The organism is Gordonia sihwensis NBRC 108236 (assembly GCF_000333035.1).
In the GTDB taxonomy this organism is placed as follows: domain Bacteria; phylum Actinomycetota; class Actinomycetes; order Mycobacteriales; family Mycobacteriaceae; genus Gordonia; species Gordonia sihwensis.
In genome coordinates this window covers 15131-33749 of sequence record NZ_BANU01000044.1, presented here as the reverse complement: position 1 = coordinate 33749, position 18619 = coordinate 15131, and the positions used below count along the sequence as shown (strand labels likewise).

17 protein-coding genes and 1 tRNA gene are annotated in these 18619 nt (G+C 68.9%); 9 read left to right on the top strand and 9 right to left on the bottom strand.

Going from position 1 to position 18619, the window contains the following annotated elements; all coding sequences use genetic code 11:
* Nucleotides 1-235: 235 nt before the first annotated feature.
* Nucleotides 236-2026 carry a DEAD/DEAH box helicase gene (locus GSI01S_RS18795; protein WP_006898244.1) on the bottom strand — a complete coding sequence of 597 codons (1791 nt, stop codon included), beginning with the start codon at nt 2024-2026 and terminating at the stop codon, nt 236-238.
* Between the two features lie 141 nt (nt 2027-2167).
* Here GSI01S_RS18795 and GSI01S_RS18790 point away from each other — a divergent pair, with 141 nt between their 5' ends.
* Together GSI01S_RS18790 and GSI01S_RS18785 are read left to right on the top strand one after the other, a co-directional pair.
* Entirely contained in the window at nt 2168-3955 is a 1788-nt protein-coding gene (locus GSI01S_RS18790; RefSeq protein WP_006898243.1) for an AMP-dependent synthetase/ligase, read from the top strand.
* 170 nt (nt 3956-4125) lie between these two features.
* Entirely contained in the window at nt 4126-5358 is a 1233-nt protein-coding gene (locus GSI01S_RS18785; protein ID WP_006898242.1) for a trans-sulfuration enzyme family protein, read from the top strand.
* On the opposite strand, the gene GSI01S_RS18780 is transcribed toward GSI01S_RS18785, so the two are convergent.
* Nucleotides 5355-5876, bottom strand: coding sequence for a TetR/AcrR family transcriptional regulator (locus GSI01S_RS18780; protein ID WP_039868179.1), 522 nt, complete (start codon nt 5874-5876; stop codon nt 5355-5357). The genes GSI01S_RS18785 and GSI01S_RS18780 overlap by 4 nt on opposite strands.
* Nucleotides 5877-5939: 63 nt before the next feature.
* Here GSI01S_RS18780 and GSI01S_RS18775 point away from each other — a divergent pair, with 63 nt between their 5' ends.
* Entirely contained in the window at nt 5940-6590 is a 651-nt protein-coding gene (locus tag GSI01S_RS18775) for a lysophospholipid acyltransferase family protein (RefSeq protein ID WP_006898240.1), read from the top strand.
* 3 nt (nt 6591-6593) lie between these two features.
* On the top strand, nt 6594-7208 hold the full coding sequence (locus GSI01S_RS18770) for a LysE family translocator (RefSeq protein WP_006898239.1): 615 nt from the start codon (nt 6594-6596) through the stop codon (nt 7206-7208).
* A gap of 31 nt (nt 7209-7239) precedes the next feature.
* Here GSI01S_RS18770 and GSI01S_RS18765 read toward each other — a convergent pair whose 3' ends face one another.
* The gene (locus GSI01S_RS18765; RefSeq protein WP_006898238.1) at nt 7240-8742 is read right to left on the bottom strand and encodes a DUF7782 domain-containing protein; all 1503 of its coding nucleotides are present in this window, start codon (nt 8740-8742) and stop codon (nt 7240-7242) included.
* A gap of 32 nt (nt 8743-8774) precedes the next feature.
* Between GSI01S_RS18765 and GSI01S_RS18760 the strand changes: the two genes are divergently transcribed.
* The 3 genes from GSI01S_RS18760 (at nt 8775) to GSI01S_RS19655 (ending at nt 10625) form a co-directional block, all read left to right on the top strand.
* Nucleotides 8775-8862: transfer RNA gene (locus tag GSI01S_RS18760), tRNA-Leu, on the top strand.
* 163 nt (nt 8863-9025) lie between these two features.
* On the top strand, nt 9026-9727 hold the full coding sequence (locus GSI01S_RS20275) for a hypothetical protein (RefSeq protein WP_006898237.1): 702 nt from the start codon (nt 9026-9028) through the stop codon (nt 9725-9727).
* Nucleotides 9728-9962: 235 nt separating this feature from the next.
* Nucleotides 9963-10625, top strand: coding sequence for a phosphatase PAP2 family protein (locus GSI01S_RS19655; protein WP_006898236.1), 663 nt, complete (start codon nt 9963-9965; stop codon nt 10623-10625).
* A 19-nt stretch (nt 10626-10644) separates the two neighbouring features.
* Here GSI01S_RS19655 and GSI01S_RS18750 read toward each other — a convergent pair whose 3' ends face one another.
* Together GSI01S_RS18750 and GSI01S_RS18745 are read right to left on the bottom strand one after the other, a co-directional pair.
* Entirely contained in the window at nt 10645-12402 is a 1758-nt protein-coding gene (locus tag GSI01S_RS18750) for an ABC transporter ATP-binding protein (RefSeq protein ID WP_006898235.1), read from the bottom strand.
* Entirely contained in the window at nt 12399-14963 is a 2565-nt protein-coding gene (locus tag GSI01S_RS18745; protein ID WP_006898234.1) for an ABC transporter ATP-binding protein/permease, read from the bottom strand. Before GSI01S_RS18745 ends, GSI01S_RS18750 begins: the two co-directional genes overlap by 4 nt.
* A gap of 133 nt (nt 14964-15096) precedes the next feature.
* On the opposite strand from GSI01S_RS18745, the gene GSI01S_RS18740 reads away from it, so the two are divergent.
* Entirely contained in the window at nt 15097-15501 is a 405-nt protein-coding gene (locus GSI01S_RS18740; protein WP_006898233.1) for a hypothetical protein, read from the top strand.
* Between the two features lie 43 nt (nt 15502-15544).
* Nucleotides 15545-15916, top strand: coding sequence for a DUF3817 domain-containing protein (locus GSI01S_RS18735; RefSeq protein ID WP_039868175.1), 372 nt, complete (start codon nt 15545-15547; stop codon nt 15914-15916).
* Here GSI01S_RS18735 and GSI01S_RS18730 read toward each other — a convergent pair.
* From GSI01S_RS18730 to GSI01S_RS18715, 4 genes are all read right to left on the bottom strand, one after another.
* The gene (locus GSI01S_RS18730) at nt 15910-16206 is read right to left on the bottom strand and encodes a DUF2470 domain-containing protein (RefSeq protein WP_006898229.1); all 297 of its coding nucleotides are present in this window, start codon (nt 16204-16206) and stop codon (nt 15910-15912) included. The two genes, GSI01S_RS18735 and GSI01S_RS18730, sit on opposite strands and share 7 nt — an antisense overlap.
* Nucleotides 16203-16826, bottom strand: a complete 624-nt coding sequence (gene rdgB, locus GSI01S_RS18725; RefSeq protein WP_006898228.1) for an RdgB/HAM1 family non-canonical purine NTP pyrophosphatase — start codon at nt 16824-16826, stop codon at nt 16203-16205. The genes GSI01S_RS18730 and rdgB overlap by 4 nt, the downstream gene beginning before the upstream one ends.
* Nucleotides 16823-17581 carry a ribonuclease PH gene (gene rph / locus GSI01S_RS18720; RefSeq protein WP_006898227.1) on the bottom strand — a complete coding sequence of 253 codons (759 nt, stop codon included), beginning with the start codon at nt 17579-17581 and terminating at the stop codon, nt 16823-16825. The genes rdgB and rph overlap by 4 nt, the downstream gene beginning before the upstream one ends.
* A gap of 182 nt (nt 17582-17763) precedes the next feature.
* On the bottom strand, nt 17764-18540 hold the full coding sequence (locus GSI01S_RS18715) for a cyclic nucleotide-degrading phosphodiesterase (RefSeq protein WP_006898226.1): 777 nt from the start codon (nt 18538-18540) through the stop codon (nt 17764-17766).
* Nucleotides 18541-18619: the final 79 nt, after the last annotated feature.

Here is an 18619-nt window from a genome sequence, read left to right as displayed (position 1 = left end):
TCATCCCGCCCCCAACCCGAGAACCTCAGCCGACGATCATCAGCAGCGGCGCGACCAGACCCATTCCCGCGAACCAGCCGGGCTGCTTCTGCTCGAGCGTCTGAGGGGGAAGGCTACTCGCAAAGCCCCATGGGACAGAGCAGCCGCACAAGATTGACCGCTCACGGCCCACACCTGCGAGAACAGGCATCCTGGGCTGTAAGCGGTCAATCTCATGCGGCAGTGCGCCGTGAGCCTAGCGACTGTCGCGACCGCGGCCGGCCACGCGGGCCGGTCGCTTGCCGAACTTGTCGCCGCCCTTGCGGTAACCGCCCTTGCGGCCGCGGTCTTCGTATCCGCGCGCCGATCCGCGGGCGCCTCCCCGACCGCGCGGCGGACCCATGTCCGGGCGCAGGTCGATCGGATGCTTGCCGATCTTGGTGTGCTTGAGCATCCCGAGCGTCTCGGCGTCGAGATCGTTGGGGAGTTCCACGAGGCTGAAGTCGTCGCGGATGCTGATGTTGCCGAAGTCACCGCGAGTGAGGCCGCCCTCGTTGGCGATCGCGCCGACGATCGCGCCCGGCGACACCTTGTGCTTGCGGCCGACGGCGATGCGGTACGTGGCGAAATGACCGCCGCCGCGCGGTGCACGGTCACGCCGGTCCCCGCGATCGCCCCGCTCGCCCTTGGGCGGATCGGGAGCCATCAGGAAGCCGCCGTCGCGGGTCTCCAGGGCCAGCGCCGCGGCGATGTCGGCCATCGCGACGTCGTTCTCGCGGGCGTAGTTCTCCACCAGCCCGCGGAACAGATCCAGATTGTCGGAGGCGAGGTTCTCGGTGATCGAATCGGCGAACTTGGCGACGCGCTGGGCGTTCACATCGTCGACGCTCGGCAGATCGATCTCTTCGAGATCCTGCCGCGTGTGGCGCTCGATCGACCGCAGCAGATGACGTTCGCGAGGCGAGACGAACAGCAGCGCGGTGCCCGACCGCCCGGCCCGGCCGGTACGCCCGATGCGGTGCACGTACGACTCGACGTCGTGCGGGATGTCGTAGTTCACCACATGCGAGATGCGGTCGACGTCCAGTCCTCGAGCGGCCACGTCGGTGGCCACGAGGATGTCGAGCGAACCGTCCTTGAGCTGATTGATGGTGCGCTCACGCTGGGCCTGGACCATGTCGCCGTTGATCGCCATCGCGCTCAGGCCGCGAGCTCGCAGCTTCTCGGCGAGCTCCTCGGTGGCCGACTTGGTCCGGACGAAGACGATCATGCCGTCGAACGGCTCCACTTCGAGCACCCGCGTGAGGGCGTCGAGCTTGCGCTGGTGCGACACCTGCAGGTACTTCTGCGTGATGTTCTGCGCGGTCGCCGTCTTGTTCTTGACGGTGACTTCCTGCGGGTTGTTCAGGTACTTGCGCGCCAGGCGGCCGATGGCGGCCGGCATGGTCGCGGAGAACAGCGCGACCTGCTTCTGATCCGGGGTGTCGGCGAGGATTCGCTCGACGTCCTCGGCGAAGCCCATCGTCAGCATCTCGTCGGCCTCGTCGAGCACGAGGAACTCGAGCTGCGACAGGTCGAGGGTGCCCTTGTCGAGATGATCGATCACGCGGCCCGGCGTGCCGACGATCACCTGGGCTCCGCGGCGCAGGCCGGACAGCTGGATCCCGTAGCTCTGGCCGCCATAGATCGGCAGCACCTTGACCTCGGGAAGGTACGTCGAATAGCTGCCGAAGGCCTCGGCCACCTGCAGCGCCAGTTCGCGCGTGGGCGCGAGCACGAGGGCCTGCGGCTTGCGGGCCGAGGTGTCGAGTCGGGTGAGGATCGGCAGTGCGAAGGCAGCGGTCTTGCCGGTGCCGGTCTGCGCCAGTCCGACGACGTCGCGTCCCTCCATCAACGGAGGGATGGTCGCCGCCTGGATCGGCGACGGCGTCTCGTAGCCGACGTCGTCGAGCGCCTTGAGCACGCCGGGGTCGATGCCGAGGTCACCGAAGGCGGTGGACTTCTCGGCCGCGGGCGCGGTAGAGCTGGTGTTCTCGGATTCGCTCATCGGCGAACATTCGTAGTCATCGGGTGTAGATAATACCCCGCCGACACCCTGTGACGCCCCTCACTGAGATGTGCGGTACGGTTCCATCACTTGGATCGCGTTAGACAGATCAAGCAATTCGTATCACAAGGGGACGTCACCATGCAGGAGTTCACTGCTCCATCCATCACGACCGTTGATGAGAACGCCACCACGATCACTGCTCTGCAGCGCTACCGGAAGGACCGCCCGACTCTGCCGCTGTTCCGCAGGCGCGCGGACTCCGGGCAGTGGATCACCGTCACCGCCGGCGCTTTCGCCGACGACGTCGACGCCGTCGCGAAGGGCCTGATCGCCGCCGGCGTGAGCCGTGGCGACCGCGTCGCGCTGCTGTCGTCCACTCGGTTCGAGTGGAGCCTGATCGACTACGCGATCTGGCGCGCGGGTGCCACCACCGTCGCGATCTACGAGACCTCGTCCCCCGACCAGGTGGAGTGGATCCTCACCGATTCGGGCGCATCGATACTGATCGTGGAGACCGCGGCCAACCGGTCGACCCACCAGGAGGTGATCGCGAAGGCGCCCGAGCTTCGCGAGACCTTCGTCATCGACGACGGCGCGATCAACGCGCTCCGCAAGCGCGGCGCCGACCTCCCCGACTCGGTGCTCGACGAGCGGGAATCGCAGGCCCGGGCCTCCGACGCCGCCACGTTGATCTACACCTCCGGAACCACGGGCCGGCCGAAGGGCGTCGTCTTGACGCACGAGAACTTCCTCGCCGAGTGCGCGGCGACCGCCGAGGCCGTCGGCACCGGCCTCGAGGAGGGGAAGTCGACGCTGCTGTTCCTGCCTCTCGCACACGTCTTCGCACGGGTCGTCGCCGTGGGCTGCGTGGAGAACGCCGTGGTACTGGGCCACACCAACGACATTCCGAATCTGATCGCCGACCTGGCCGTATTCAAGCCGAACTACGTGCTGTCGGTCCCGCGCGTCTTCGAGAAGGTGTACAACACCGCCGAGCAGAAGGCGATCGACGGAGGCAAGGGCAAGATCTTCGCGAAGGCCGTCGACACGGCGATCGAGTACAGCCGGGCGGTCGAATCCGGCGACGCGGGCGTCCTGCTCAAGGTGAAGCACGCGGTCTTCGACAAGCTGGTGTACGGAAAGCTGCGCGCCGCGCTCGGCGGCAACTGCGAGGGCGCCATCTCCGGCGGCGCCCCGCTCGGTGAGCGGCTGGGCCATTTCTTCCGCGGCGCCGGGGTGCCCGTGTACGAGGGCTACGGCCTCTCCGAGACCACCGCCGCGGTCACCGCCAACAACGAGGAGCACAGCCGCATCGGTTCGGTGGGGCGTCCGGTGCCCGGCGTCACGGTGAAGATCGCCGACGACGGCGAGATCCTGCTCAAGGGGCCGATGGTCTTCTCCGGCTACTGGCGCAACGAGCAGGCGACGGCCGACGCGATCCGCGACGGTTGGTTCCACACCGGCGACATCGGCCGCCTCGAGGACGGCTACCTGTTCATCACCGGGCGCAAGAAGGAACTGATCGTCACGGCAGGCGGCAAGAACGTCTCGCCCGCCCAGCTGGAGGACACCATCCGGGCGCACCCGCTGGTGAGCCAGTGCCTCGTCGTGGGCGATCAGAAGCCGTTCATCGCCGCACTCGTGACCCTCGATCCCGAAGCGGTCCCCGGATGGCTCGAGCGCAAGGGGCTGCCCGCGTCGACGCCGTTGTCGGAGCTGATCCGGAATCCGGAGCTGCGCGCCGAGATCGACGCGGCGATCGCCGGCGCGAACAAGACCGTGTCCAAGGCCGAGGCCATCAAGAAGTACGAGATCCTCGAGACCGACTTCACGATCGAGACCGGTGAGCTCACGCCCACGCTCAAGCTGAAGCGGAACGTGATCCACCAGTCGTACCAGGAGGCGATCGCCGACCTGTACAGCTGAGCGGCACGTCTCGACGTCGACTCCCGCGGCGGCGCACCGGCATCGATTCCGGTGCGCCGCCGTTCATCGCGGGGACCTGCGCGGACTGCGCGCTTCGCCCGGTCTTACGCTGGCGGTGCCGCAGCGCTGCGGCCGCGAGTGGGCAGGTGCCCGGAACGGAGTACGACGAGATGAACAGGCCCGATAAGTGCGTCCCCGGGTCACTCGGTGAACAGACGCTGAGCGTTCACGGCGGCAATCACGCCTCCGGCACGGGCACCGACGGCGACGGCGCGGCGATTCGCGTGCCGATCATCATGGCGAACTCCTACAACCTGCCGCCCGATCCGTCGACCATGGACTGGTCGAACCCCGAGCACCTCACCTACACCCGCAACACCGGGATCAATCAGATCGCGCTGCAGGACAAGCTCTGCGCGCTCGAGCACGGTGAGGACGCCGTCGTCCTCGCCTCCGGCGTCGCCGGACTGCACGCGGTGTTCTTCGGGCATGTCAACGCGGGCGATCACGTCGTCGTCTCCGACACCACCTACGAGGCGACCTACAAGCTCTGGACGTCGCTGCTGCCTCGCAAGTACGGGATCGAGGCCACGTTCGTCGACATCACCGACCACGACGCCGTGATCGCAGCGATCCGTCCCGAGACCAAACTCATCGCCACGGAGGTGATCGCGAACCCCACCACCAAGGTCGCCGACATCGCCGCGCTGGCGGAGATCGCGGACGCCCGCGGCATCATCCTGATGGTCGACTCCACGTTCACTCCCCCGCCGCTGTACCGCCCGCTCGACGACGGCGCCGGCCTGGTGGTGCATTCGCTCACCAAGTACATCAACGGCCACGGCGACGCGATGGGCGGCGCGGTGATCGGGCGTGCCGATCTCGTGGAACCGATCCGGTCGGAGGCGATGGTGGACGTCGGCGGCGTGATCTCGCCCTTCAACGCCTGGCTCATCATGCGCGGCTCGGTGACACTGCCGCTGCGCCTGCGGCAGCATCAGGAGTCGGCGCTGGAGCTCGCCCGGTTCCTGGAGGCCGACGAGCGCATCGCCTACGTGGCCTATCCCGGTCTGGAGAGCCACCCGCAGCACGAGCTGGCCAAGCGTCAGTTCGGCGCGGGCGATCGCGGCATCGGCGGTTTCGGCGGCATCATGTCGTTCGCACTGAAAGGCGATCCGGACCTGCAGAATCGCTTCGTGAACGACCTGAAGGTCGTGACGTCGGCGGTCTCCGTCGGCCACGACGAGTCGCTGATCGTGCACGTGGGCACCAGCGGACCGCGCGTCGCCGCCTACCCGGAGGGCTTCCGCGAGTACGGGCACCTGCGATTCTCGGTCGGCCTCGAGGACGTTGACGATCTGAAGGCCGACCTCGCGGCCGCCCTCGACTCGGCCGTGGGCTAACCGCCCGCCCGGTCCTCGGCCACTCGCCGCACCACGCTCTCGTCGATCTCGAACCCGAAGGCCTCTGGTGCGCGGGTCGCGGCCAGCACGCACAGACCGTGCACGGCGGCCCAGCACGACACGGCGCGCAGTTCGTCGCCGGTCGCCTCGACCAGGGCCGAGAACCAGCCGCCCGTGGTCTCGCGGAGGCGGCCGCCGGCCGAGTCGAGCAGGTCGTGCCGGAAGATCAGCGTGAACATGCCCGGCCGGGCGCGCGCGAACCGCCAATAGGCGACGGCGCCGTCGCCGATGCCGTTCGCGACGGCGGGTGCGAGAGCGGCGTTGAGATCGGCCACGCCTTCGGCGGCGATCGCCGCCAGCAGACTCTCGAGCGTCGGGAAGTACCGGCGCGGAGCGCCGTGCGAGACGCCTGCCCGGGCGGCCACCGAACGCACGCCCACCGCACCGAATCCCGCGGTGTCGACGAGGTCGACCCCCGCGGCGACCAGCCGTGCGCGCGTACTCGGATCGTCAACCACGTTGACAGTGTCTACGGCCGCCCCCCACACTGTCCAGTAGACACTGTCTACGAAAGGCCTCCCGTGCTGTATCCGCTCTGCAAACACGTTCTGATCGGCCCCGCACTCCGGCTCTGGGTGCCGATCACCGTCGACGGCGCCGACCGCGTTCCCACCAGTGGCCCGGTCATCGTGGCGGCCAACCACCTGGCGGAGATCGACTCCCTGGTCCTCCCGCTGGCCATACCCCGCCGACTCTCGTTCTTCGCCAAGGCGGAGTACTTCCGGGGTTCCGGAGTCCGCGGCGCGGTCAGTCGTGCGTTCTTCCGCGGAACCGGTCAGATCCCGGTCGACCGGTCGGGCGACGACGCCGCGCTCGAGGCTGCGGCGCAGTTGCTCGCCCGGGGCGGAGCGTGGGGCATCTACCCGGAGGGCACGCGCTCGCCCGACGGGCGGTTGCACCGCGGACACACCGGGATGATGCGAGTCGCGGCGCGAGTCCCGGGCACCGTCATCGTCCCCGTTCTGCTCTCGGGAACACGCGAGGTGAATCCGCCCGGCACCCGGCGGATCGGTCGCGGACCGGTGCGCATCCGCATCGGCGACCCGATGCCGGCCGATGAGTTGCTCGGCGCCTCACACGACGTCCGCGGCGCCACCGACGCCGTCATGGCCGCGATCGCCGCACTCGGCTCCGTCGCCTGCGTCGACGAGTACGCGCGGCCCTACCATTGACGGATGCTGTCGTCTCTCGCGTCGTTCACTCTCGCGTCGACGCTCCTGGTACTGCTGCCCGGCCCCGACTCCCTCGTGGTGATGCGCGGATTGGCCCGCGGCGGCCGGGCCGGCGGGGTCCGGACGTCGCTGGGCGTGATGACCGGACTGCTGGTCTGGATCCTCGCCGCCGTCCTCGGTCTCTCGGCGATTCTGCAGATGAGTGAGATCGGTTACGAGGTGCTCAAGATCGTCGGCGGCTGCTACCTGGTGCTGCTCGGCGTCCAGACACTGCGCTCGATCCGGTCCCTGCGCGGCGGGCCGTCAGTCGATGAGGCGCCGTCGTCGCGCCGGGCGGGCTTCCTCACCGGATTCACGACCGACATCCTCAATCCGAAGATCGGCATCATGTTCATCACGCTGCTGCCGGGCTTCGTTCCGGACGGTGCGCCCGTCGCATGGACGACGCTCGGCTTCGGTCTGGTCTATCTGGCGCTCACCGGCGTCTACTTCGCAGTGCTCATCGTCGCCGCCGACCGGATCGGCGCCTGGATGCGTGCGCCCCGCATTCGGCGCCGCATCGATCTGGTGGCCGGTCTCGCGCTCGTCGGTTTCGGGCTGAGGCTGGCGACGGAGTAGCCGGGGCGTCGTTCCTCTACCGGCCCGACGTTCAGTCGGCCCGGTAGAGGATCCCGCGCCCGATGGCTTCGCGGATCGCCGGCATCGCCGCCGCGGCGAGCGCGTCGGCGTCCACGCCGTGGAAGTCGGCCAGGAGTGAGATCAGCGCGGCCAGCGGCACCTGGCCGCGACAGCCGGCGAGAAGCGACGTCAGCACCTCGTCCACCGGAAGCACCGCTCCCGGACCGCCGGGGCGGGTCACCGAGGCGCTCACCTGCTGCCAGCCGTCGTCGCCGGGGAGCGCCTGGGTCTCCAGAAACACCGGTGAGGTGCTGAGCCGGGAGGCCAGCAGGTCGGCGTCGGAGTTCTCACGCAGGAAGTCGCGCCGCGCCCAGAAGGCCTGCGCTTCGAAGCCGGTGACCTCCTGGCCGGCGGCGGTGATCTCTTCGATCACCACATCGGCCGGACGATCCTCGACGGGTCGGCGGAAGGTGATCGAACCCATGCCGACGGCGACGATCCCCTCGGACTCGAACCAGTCGAGCCACCGCGCACCCCGCTCGGCCGCGTCGACCACCGACTCCCCCGCATCCGAGACCCAGAGCGAGACGTAGCTGATGGGATCGGCCAGTTCCCGCTGGACCACCCAGGCGTCCAGACCGCTCGCCTGCACCCACTCCCGGACCCGGTCGTCCCATGCGTCGAGGTCGCGCACCTCCCAGTTCGCCAGGATCTGCGCGATGCCGCCCGGATTCAGATGTTCGCCGATCCCCTCGATGAGGCTTCGGCTGATGCCGTCTCCGGCCATCCCGGAGTCGCGGTAGATGTAGTCCTGCGCACCGCTGCCGACGACGAACGGCGGATTGGACACGATCAGGTCGAATCTCTCGCCCGCCACCGGCTCGAACAGGCTGCCCTCCCGCAGGTCCCAGTCCAGTCCGTTCAGCCGCGCCGTAGCCGCCGCCAGTGCCAGCGCCCGCGCGTTGGTGTCGGTGGCGACGATCGTCTCGCAGTGCGACGACATGTGCAGCGCCTGCACGCCGCATCCGGTTCCGAGATCGAGCGCCCGCGCGAACGGCGTGCGGATCACCGCCTGCGCCAATGACATCGACGCCCCGCCGATGCCGAGCACGTGGTCGTGGGCCAAGGCGCCGGGACGCATCGAGGCGTCCTGATCGGCGACCACGAGCCGGTCGGCGTCGTCGCTGCCGTGCGGCCGGATGTCGAGGACGGCGCGCACACCGCCGTCCGCGGGCTCGATCACCTGCTGGTCGACGAGGGCGTCAAGTCCGACGCCGGGCAGTGCGGCGGCGACGTCGTCGGCCGGTTCCGTGGAGCCGAGCAGGAACAGCCGGATCAGAGTCGCGAGCGGCGCGCGGTCGGGGGCCGCGCGCCGCGTCTGACGCAGAGCGGGCCACCACACACCGCTCACCAGCGCTTGGCCGGCCTCCTCGCCGAGGAGGTCGGCGATTCCGTCGGAGGTGTAACCGGCGGCGCGCAGGTCCGCCCCGAGGGCGTCGACGATGTCCGGAGCGTCCAGAGGGTAGCGAATCACCGCACGAGCGTACCGGTACAGTTGCACTGCACGCGCGAGTGGCGGAATTGGCAGACGCGCTGGATTTAGGTTCCAGTACCCACTAGTGGTGTGAGGGTTCAAGTCCCTTCTCGCGCACCAGCAGTCGCCCCTGTACCCGGCAGGCCGACCTCAAAGGTGTGCGCGAGCTCGGGCACCACACTCGGGGTCGCGCGCTTGAAGTCGCTGCGTTCAAATAGTGCCAACTTCAGACAAATCGGTCGATTCTCCCGGTAGTGACTCCATTGACCGCAATGATCGACCGGTGAGCGACAACCTCGAATGTGCGGACCAGAGCGTCACCGACGAATGTGTCGGAACGGTGCGGATGCTCAACGGCACCCCACGATGCACTCGGCATTCGCTACGCAAGGTCATGGACACAGAGCCCGGATCTATACCACCCAAGGGCCGACGCAATGTAGCACTGTGGGTCCTCAGCGGTATAGCGCTGGCGGTGGTCGTCGCACTGACCATAGGGGTCACGCTGCTGTTGGTCCGGTATCAATATCTGCCCGCGGTCGCTTCGCCGCCGACGTCATCGACGTCACTGCGACCAGTACAGCTTCCACTGCCACCTATGCCGTCGACCACGACGATACCGGCAACAACTTCGCTCACTGCCACAGCGCGACAGACGCCGCCACCTCGCGGACTCACCGTCAAGTACGTCGTCCGGCACCTCGCTTTCGATTTCGGATACGCACCGATCATTCCTGAGACCGGACAATTTGATAAACAGCGCACACTGTCGCCCGACTCACCTCCCGAGGGTGGATTTAACGACTATTGGTCACAAACACTGCACTTCGCCACCACACCCGAATACGTCGGCTTCTCCGTGACCTCTTACGACTACATGCCGATCCGATGCGAAGTATGGATCAATGGGGAACTGAGAGTCGCTCACGAGCAGGAGGACAAGAACACGCCCTTGGTCTGCCGCGCCACCAGACGCACCAGCTAGAACCGGAAATCGAATCCCAGCGCGAGCCCGATCGTGTTGTCACCGGGTCTCGCGTCCTGACGGGTTGCTCACGCGCACCTATGGGTCGCGCCTGAGATCAGTAGCCACAAGGCGTACCGAGGGCAAATCGCCCTCGGCGCGCCTTGCCACGTCTGATGTCAGCGGCGTCCCGGTCTACGACACTCCCGGGGTACGGGACGAGCGTTCTGCCAACCGCACGAGGCACCATCGAAGGATGACGCATCGCACTTCACCGATCGCCGCCCTCGCGGCCGCGATCCTCGCGTCGCTCGGCATCGCCGCGACGTACGAGCTCCTCGTCGTCTCGTACGCGGGCCAGATGGTCGATCAGGACGTGATGGAACTGATGGGCGCGCGCACCGGGAACGACGCTCCGACGGGCGGTCTGCTCGCCGAGATACAAGTCCCCGTGCTCGCCGGCTGCGGCCTGCTGATCGGCGCGATCTGTCTCGCGCGACGATCCTGGCGGCTCGCCCTGCACGCGAGCCTGCTGATCGGCGCCGTCGTGGTGCTCGCGGTCGTCCTGAAATCCGAGCTGCAACGACCGCCGCTGGACGTCGGCAACGCGCTCAACTCGTTCCCGTCCAACACGGTCGCCGCGTTCGCCGCGGCGGGGATCGCCCTGTGCGCGGTCACGCCCCGCCGTGCGCGGCCGCTCGCGGCGATCGCCGCGACGGCAGGTCTCGGAGTGGTCTCGTTCACCGTCGTCAGCCAGCAATGGCACCGACCGTCGGACGTCATCGGCGGAGCGCTCCTCGCGGTCGCCGTCGCGGCGGTCGTCGATCTGCTGATCCCGGCGTGGAACGCGCGGCCGGCACGCGCTCACACCGAGCACGACGTGCGGGACTGGCAACGGTCGCGAGCGGCTGTGCGGTGAGACCACCCCGGGCGCACCCCTAGACCTGCCAGCCCTCCGCTTCTCGCCACCGCTGCCACAGGTCGGCGAACACCCCGCCGCGCGCGAGCAGGTCGTCCACCGCACCCGAGTCCACCACCCGGCCGTGGTCCAGGACGATCACCGAGTCGGCGAGCGCCACCAGCGCGGGTCGGTGCGTCACCGCCACCACCGTCCGCGTCCCGCGGATCCGCCGCAGCGAATCGACCACGGCGCGTTCGGTGATCACGTCGAGTGACGACGTCGCTTCGTCGACCAGCAGCAGTCCGGCGGGCTTCGCCAGCGCGCGGGCGAGCCCGACCCGCTGGCGTTCGCCCCCCGACAAGGTATTGCTGCCGTCGCCGATCCGCGAGTCCCAGCCCTCGGGGAGCGAGTCCAGCACGGCGTCGAGTCGAGCGAGATCAGCGATCTCGACGAGATCGGGCTCGGCGCTGGTGACCACGTTCTCGCGCACCGTCCCCGGCCGCAGCGAGGTGGTCTGGAAGACCATCGACGCGTTCTGCAGCCGACCCGCGGCAGTCGTCTCGTCGCCGCCGAAGTCGACTCGTCCGGTGCTGGGTTCGCGGAGCCCGGAGATGACGTCGAGCAACGTCGACTTGCCCGAGCCGGACGCTCCGACCAGCACCGTGATCTCCCCGGCAGGGATGGTCAGCTCCACCCCGTCGAGGGCCCGCGTCCCGTCCGGGTAGGTGTAGCCGACCTCGCTCAGACGGACCGGCACGGGAGCACCGTAGGCTTCGCGGAGCGCGTCGTTCGACGTCGATCGCCGCACTGTGTTCTGTTCGGCAGCCAGATCCTCGACGACCAGGTCGCGCAGCTGTGCCAGCAATCGCTCCACTCCGGCGATCGGGGTGGCCAGCAGCGAGAGCGAACCGGTGGTCTCCACCACTCGCAGCAGGACGACGACCATCGCCGCCGCGGTGACTCCGGAGAGGGTGCCGTCGAGGTAGAGCGCTCCGGTGGTGACGCCGAAGGCCAGTAGAACGAGCTGACCGGCGACGGTGAAGAGCAGGTCGCCGGGGATCTGCCAGGCGAGGAGCCGGAAACCGCGCCGCCGCGAATCCGCGAGCACCTCGTCGACGGTCCCGGTGCCGACCCCCGCGGCGCGCAGCGTGGGCTGTGCCCAGCCGAATTCGAGCATGCGGTCGTCCAGCGCGCGGCCTGCCTCGGCGAACCGATCCTCCGACTTCGCGACGGCCCGGCGTCCGCCGTAGAAGGCGCCCAGCAGGACGATGCCGCCGACGAGAGCGACCACCGCGAGCTGCCACGACACGAACAGCAGGCCGACGGCCAGCATCGGCACCAGCAGGGCCGCATGGATCAGCGGCGAGAAGAGCAGGACGATCGCCGAGACCGACTCCGGGCCGGACTTGGTGACCAGGTCGCGCAGCCGGGACGCACGATCGCCGTGGAGTTCGGCCGGATCGAGCCGGCCGATGGCCGACACACCGGCGCTTTCGGCGGCGTCGATCAAGCCGAATCCGACGCGGAGTCCGGCGCGGGTCGCGAGGATGTCCGCGGTCCAGCCGACCGCGAGCACCGCGACCATCGCCGCCACCCAGACCCACGCGTCCGACGGGGTGTCGCCGAACAACGCGCGCAACAGCGGGATCGACAGCAGCACGGCCGCCGCCTGCAGCGCCGTGGACAGCGTCGTGAGCGCGTAGAAGGCGAGGCGGTGCGGCCGCCCTGCGGCGCCGGTGATGACGCGGACGTCGGCGAAGACGGTCGGCAGGATTCGGGTCGAGTCTGAACTCATCGGAGGGCCTCCTGCGCCTGCGCGGTCATCGCCGCGTATCGTCCACCGGCCGCGATCAGTTCCGGTCCGGTCCCCTGCTCCACGATCTGTCCGCCGTCGAAGACGACGATCCGATCGGCGTCGGCGACGGTGTGCAGTCGGTGCGCCACGATGAGCACCGTGCGCCCCGCCAACAGCCTCGACAGGCCTTGCCGCACCTCCCACTCCGAGTCGGGGTCGGCGGCGGCGGTCGCCTCGTCGAGGACCACGAACCGCGGGTCTCCGAGCAGCGCCCGGGCGATCGCGACCCGCTGCCGCTGGCCTCCGGAGAGGCTGTCGCGATCGACCACCGTGTCGTATCCGTCGGGCATTGATTCGATGACGTCGGCGATGTGAGCCGCCCGGGCCGCCTCCGCGATCGCCGCACGATCCGCGTCGGGCATGCCGAGCGCGATGTTGTCGGCGATGGTGCCGCGGATGAGCTGGACGTCCTGCAACACCACGGCGATCCGCTGCCGCAGCTGCACCTCGGGAATGTCGCGCAGGTCGACGCCGTCGAGCAGTACCGCGCCGGCATCCGGGTCCCACAGGCGAGCGACCAGAGCCGCCACGGTGGACTTGCCCGCACCCGACGGTCCGACGAGGGCCGTCGTCCCGCCCGCGGGCAGGTCCAGGTGCAGGTCCCGCACCACCGGCCGACCGGGCGTGTAACCGAAGGTGACGCCGCGCAGTTCGACTCGCGCCGGGCCGCTCGGCTCCGGCCCGGTGCTGCCGTTCTCCGCCTGTTCGAGCTCACCGCTCGACAGCAACAGGTCGAGCGAGGTCTTGCCGTTCATCCCCTCGCGCAGTCCGCCGACGGCGTACGACGCGGCGAGCAGCCGGTCGCCGAACGAGGTGCCGAGGATCAGGAAGGGCAGGATCGCGGCCGCGTCCATCTGGTCGGCGGTGATCAGTGCCGTGCCCGCCAGCGCGACCACCACCATCGACGTCGTCGGCCGGTTGAGCTGCAGAATCACCGACTTCGCATCGATCGTGGCGCGCTGCCAGTCCTTCAGGAACTCGGTGAGACGCCGCAGTCGGGCGGGCAGGTCGGTGATCGCGCCGTCGCCGAACACGCGGCTGACCTGCTGCGTGCCGATGTAGCGTTCGGCGTCGCCCGGCAGGGTCGCGTCCCATCGCATCTTCTGTTCCAGGCGGGCTCTGTCGGCAGTCGCCAGGCGTGCCATCGCGACGATGTACCCGAGTACCGGCACCAGCAGCACCAGAGCGAGTACCCAGTTCACCGAGAAGAGGTACCCGAGGATCGCCAGCGGCGTGACGATCGCCGTCACGAGATCGGGCACCGCGTGGGTCACCAGATAGTGCAGCGACGAGATGTCGTCGGCGACTAGCTTCTTGACCTCCGCGCTGCGGCGGCCGAGGAACCATCCGAGCGGCAGTCGAGTGAGTTTGTGGAGCACTCGCCGCCGCAGCGCCGCGGCATACACCTGGTCGTAGAAGTGCAGCACGGTGATCAGCACCGCGCTGCCGGCGGCGCCCGCCACCAGAACGATCAGTGCCGTGACCGCGACGTCGATCAGCTCGTGGCGGCCGGCCCCCTCCACCAGCAAGCGCGCCAGCTCCGCGAAGAGCACCAGAGGAACCACCGCGAGCACCGCGAGCACGAGCGCGAACAGACCGGCGACGATCAGCGCGGGAAGGGCGGGTTTGAGGACGGGCTCGGCGGGCGCTGCGGCCTTCGGGGCGCGGGGCGGGGTCAGAGCGGCCTCCGCGACATCGTCCGTCGCCGTCTCAGAGGCGGTCGACACGGCGGTGTCCTCAGTCGCCGTGTCGACCTGTTTTCCCATCGCACGTCCGGCCATCCAGTAGGCCTGGGTGTGCATGGTGGCCTTGTTCTGCTCGTGGTTCAGGGCGAGCGCGCCCTTGGCCAGTCGCGTCGCCTTGCTCTCGGCCGTGACCCACGTGTGCCATCCGCGATAGTCGTCCTCGCCGATCGCCTCGGTCAGCGCCCGGCGGTCCGGACTGGTGGGCACCCAGTCGACGGTGAGGCCCGGATGCTCGGGCAGCGGCAGGTCGCGGTCGTCGTCGTTCTCGTGCTCGATGACCGCCCGGATCGGGATGTCGTCGCCGATCTCCTCGATCAGCCGCACGATGGCCGGCCATGCCGCCACGTCTCCCATCAGCAGGTATCCGCGCGGACGCTCGCCGTCCGCGGCGATGTCGTAGCCGTCGCCGCCGAGCCGTGTCATCAGCAGTTCATCGCCCACGACGGCATTGCGCGCCCAGGTGGACGCGGGTCCGGCCGGATCGTGGACGAGGAAGCAGATCGCGAACGTCCCCGCCGCCGGGTCCGGATCCAGCAGCGTGTATCCGCGTTGATGGAACTTGGCCGCGTTGTTCACATCCGGGAACCAAGCACGGATCCAGGCGGCCGGCTTCTCGCCGCCCGCGTGCAGGATCTCGCCGCACTGGAACTCGATGCGAACGACGTGTTCGGTCACCCACCGCACACCGGTGACCGTCGCCGGATGATTCTTCGCTCCGAGAGCGCGAAGCACCGCTCCCTGGAAGCCCTTGCCCATGTCCACCCCATCGTCAACCACTCGAACCTAAGATTAGGCTTGGCTAATTAGTAGCAGACTGGTGGCAGAACGCACAGTGAGGGCGGCCGCACCGGGCCCGATGCACGGCAGCCGACCAGGTACCTTCGATACTGTGAAGTCCTCTCTGCCGTCGCCCGCCAAACGACGTCACCGCCCCGCACTGATCGCGCTGGTGGCGGTCGCGGCATGCGCTTGCCTGGCGCTCGCCTGGTGGCAGTGGGGCCGCTACGAATCGTCGACGGGCACCGGCCAGAACCTGGGATACGCCCTGCAGTGGCCGGCCTTCGCGGTGGCCGTCGTGTACGCCTATCGCCGCTTCGTCGTGATGGAAGCCGATCCGGACGCTGAACACCGCGACCGCGCCGAGCCGACCGAGATACCCGAGGGGGTCCTTCCCGAGCGGCCCACGCGACACGACCCGTCGGTCGCGGCCATCCTCGACGCCGCACCGGACGACGACCTGGCCGAGTACAACAGATACCTCGCCGAACTCGACAGACACCCGACGCACGACTGACGCATCAGCTGAAATCTCCGCGCGACCGATGAAGGACCACGACGTGACCGAATCCGCCAAGACCGCCGACGACGCCCCGGACGGGACTGTGACTGCGACCATCCCCCAGATCCGCAGTGCGCTGCTGCGCTACCGCGTTCTGGCCTGGGTCACCGGCGTGTGGCTGCTCGCCCTGTGCGCCGAGATGATCGCAAAGTTCGGCTTCGGAGTCGAGGGCTTCGGCTGGGTCGGCGTCGCTCACGGCTGGATTTACTTCATCTACCTGATCTGCACCGTCGACCTGTCGATCAAGGTCCGGTGGCCGCTGCCGAAGCTGGTGGCGACCGCGATCGCGGGCACCATCCCGTTCCTGTCCTTCTGGTTCGAGCACATTCGCACTCGCGATGTGAAGGAGCAGTTCAAGCTCGATCAGTGATCGTCTAGCTCGATCCCCAGGCGCTCGGCACCGGCCTTGTAGAGGGCGACCACCTCGCGACGGATGGACGCTCGGTCGGTGAGCTCGGTCGGCCACGGCACGCGGACGGGACGGTCCGCTCCGTCGACGGTCGCCGTCCACTCCCCCGCAACCGAGTCGAAGCCCGTCATCACCGCGGCGGTAGCGTCGGGTTCGGCGAACGCCCGCACGATCGCGAGATTGTCGTCGGCGTGGTCGTCGTTCATGTGCGACAGGACGGCGGAGACGACGGACTCGTCGAAGGCCGTCACGACTGGCCCTCGGCGAGGGCCCGGAGTGCCGGGACCAACTGTGCCAGCGCCTTGCCACGGTGGCTCAGCGCGTCCTTCTCCGCGGACGGCAGCTCCGCGGAGGTGCGCCCGGCGGCCACCTCGTCATCGGGAATGAACAACGGGTCGTAACCGAAGCCGTTCGCGCCGCGCTCGTCACGCAGGATGGTGCCGCGCCACTCTCCGCGGACCACGGTCTCGGCGCCCGTCGGCAGCACCAGCGCACACACCGAGACGAACGCCGCACCGCGTCGTTCGTCCGGTACGTCGGCGAGCTGGGCCAGCAGCAGGCGATTGTTGGCGGCGTCGCCGGCGCCACCGCTCCACCGTGCCGACAGGACTCCCGGCATGCCGTTGAGCGCGTCGACGGCGAGGCCGGAATCGTCGGCCAGCGATGGCAGTCCGGTTGCGGCGACGGCCGCGCGAGCCTTGAGCAGCGCATTGTCCTCGAACGTCGCACCGTCTTCCACCGGTTCCGGATAGCGCGTGACATCACCCAGCCCGAGCACCTTGAGCCCGGTGATGCCCGCCGCTTCAACGACGCGTCGCAGCTCGGCCAGCTTCTTGGCGTTGTTCGACGCCAGCAGGACCGTCCCGGTCACTGCCCGCTGCCCGGGAGCGATCCGGGGTACGGCTGCGACAGCACCTCGCGCTGCGCGGCGACGATGTTCTCAATGCCGGCGCAGGCCACGTCGAGCATCTTGTCGAGCGTTCCGCGCGCGAACGTCGCGCCCTCGCCTGTCCCCTGCACTTCCACGAGGGTGCCCGCGTCGGTGGCGACCACATTCATGTCGACCTCGGCACGCGAGTCCTCGTCGTACGGCAGGTCGAGGCGGACGCGGCCGTCCACCACACCTACGCTCACCGCCGCGATGATGCACGACAGCGGCTGCGGGTCGGCCAGCTTGCCCGCCGCGCCGAGGTAGGTGACGGCGTCCGCGAGCGCGACGTAGGCGCCGGTGATGGCCGCCGTCCGCGTTCCGCCGTCGGCCTGCAGGACGTCGCAGTCGATGGCGATCGTGTTCTCACCCAGCGCCGCCAGATCGATGCACGCGCGGAGAGAACGTCCGATCAAGCGGCTGATCTCGTGCGTGCGTCCGCCGATCTTGCCGCGCACCGACTCACGCTTCGAGCGCTCGTGGGTCGCGGCGGGAAGCATCGAGTATTCGGCGGTGAGCCAGCCGAGCCCCGATCCGCGCCGCCACGACGGCACGCCCTCGGTGACGCTGGCGGTGCACATGACGCGGGTGTTGCCGAATTCGACCAGCACCGAACCGGCCGGATGAGAGGTGAAACCGCGGGTGAACTTGATGGGCCGGAGTTCGTCGTCTGCCCGGCCGTCTGCTCGTGAAGTCACGCCCCGACCTTACTGGACAGGCCGACATATCCGCCGACGAGGAGGTGCCGGGCAGCGCGCAGCACATCCGCGCAACTCCGCGACGAACGCGCGGGCTGGGAGCGCGCGTCCGTCGTCGAGCTGCGCGGATACAAGAACGGGCAGACCGGCAGCGACCGTCGCGGCTCAACCAGCGAGGCGATCTATGCGACCGGCTTACGGACCTCGATGACCTGACCCTGGTGGACGAGTTGCAGCGGTCCCGCATACTCGCCCGACGCCTCGTCGAGGATGGCGGCGGAGTCGGCCCACGGGACCACGTGAGTCAGGGCGAGCGAGCGGACCGATGCGCGGGCGGCCACCTGTCCGGCTTCGACCCCGGAGAGATGCAGCCCCTCGGGCCGGACGCCGGGCTCGTGCGTCCACGATGCCTCGCACAGGAACAGGTCGGCGTCGCGCGCGAGATCGACCACCTCCTCGCACACGCCGGTGTCGCCGCTGTAGGCGAGCACCTCGCCGTCGGGGCCGACGATCCGCAACCCGAAGGTGCTCGGCGGATGGTTCACCTTGTACGGCTCGATGTGGAGGCCGTGGATCTCGACGGCTTCGCGGTCGACCCACTCGCGCACGTCGTAGGTGTCCGACAGGTCGTCCACCTCGCCCGGGTACTCCGACGCCCCGGCACCGACGCGCAGCGCCGTGCCCTCCGGCCCGTACAGGAGCGAACGTTCGGTGGCCGGAGTCGGCGCCCACCGACGCCACACCAGCATTGCGGGCAGATCCATGCAGTGGTCTGCGTGCAGATGACTGAGCAGGACGGCGACCTGGTTCGGATCCGCGTGTTGCTGCAGTTCACCGAAGACACCGTGTCCGCAATCGATCAAGACCGGCGGGTGTCCGTCGGCCTGAACCAGGTATCCGGAGCACGGTGCACCAGGGCCGTTCACACTCCCTGAACACCCGAGCACCGTCAAACGCATGGGACACACTCTGCCATGCCGCTCCGGAAATCCGGCATCAATCCGCCCTCCTGTGACCGGTGAGTTGGCACTGCATCGA

Excerpts from the sequence above, each read along its gene's own strand:
- GSI01S_RS18770 (WP_006898239.1), top strand. The coding sequence starts at position 6,594 with ATGCTGTCGTCTCTCGCGTCGTTCACTCTCGCGTCGACGCTCCTGGTA.
- GSI01S_RS18785 (WP_006898242.1), top strand. The coding sequence starts at position 4,126 with ATGAACAGGCCCGATAAGTGCGTCCCCGGGTCACTCGGTGAACAGACG.
- GSI01S_RS18750 (WP_006898235.1), bottom strand. The coding sequence starts at position 12,402 with ATGAGTTCAGACTCGACCCGAATCCTGCCGACCGTCTTCGCCGACGTC.
- GSI01S_RS18715 (WP_006898226.1), bottom strand. The coding sequence starts at position 18,540 with ATGCGTTTGACGGTGCTCGGGTGTTCAGGGAGTGTGAACGGCCCTGGT.
- GSI01S_RS19655 (WP_006898236.1), top strand. The coding sequence starts at position 9,963 with ATGACGCATCGCACTTCACCGATCGCCGCCCTCGCGGCCGCGATCCTC.
- GSI01S_RS18745 (WP_006898234.1), bottom strand. The coding sequence starts at position 14,963 with ATGGGCAAGGGCTTCCAGGGAGCGGTGCTTCGCGCTCTCGGAGCGAAG.
- GSI01S_RS18790 (WP_006898243.1), top strand. The coding sequence starts at position 2,168 with ATGCAGGAGTTCACTGCTCCATCCATCACGACCGTTGATGAGAACGCC.
- GSI01S_RS18795 (WP_006898244.1), bottom strand. The coding sequence starts at position 2,026 with ATGAGCGAATCCGAGAACACCAGCTCTACCGCGCCCGCGGCCGAGAAG.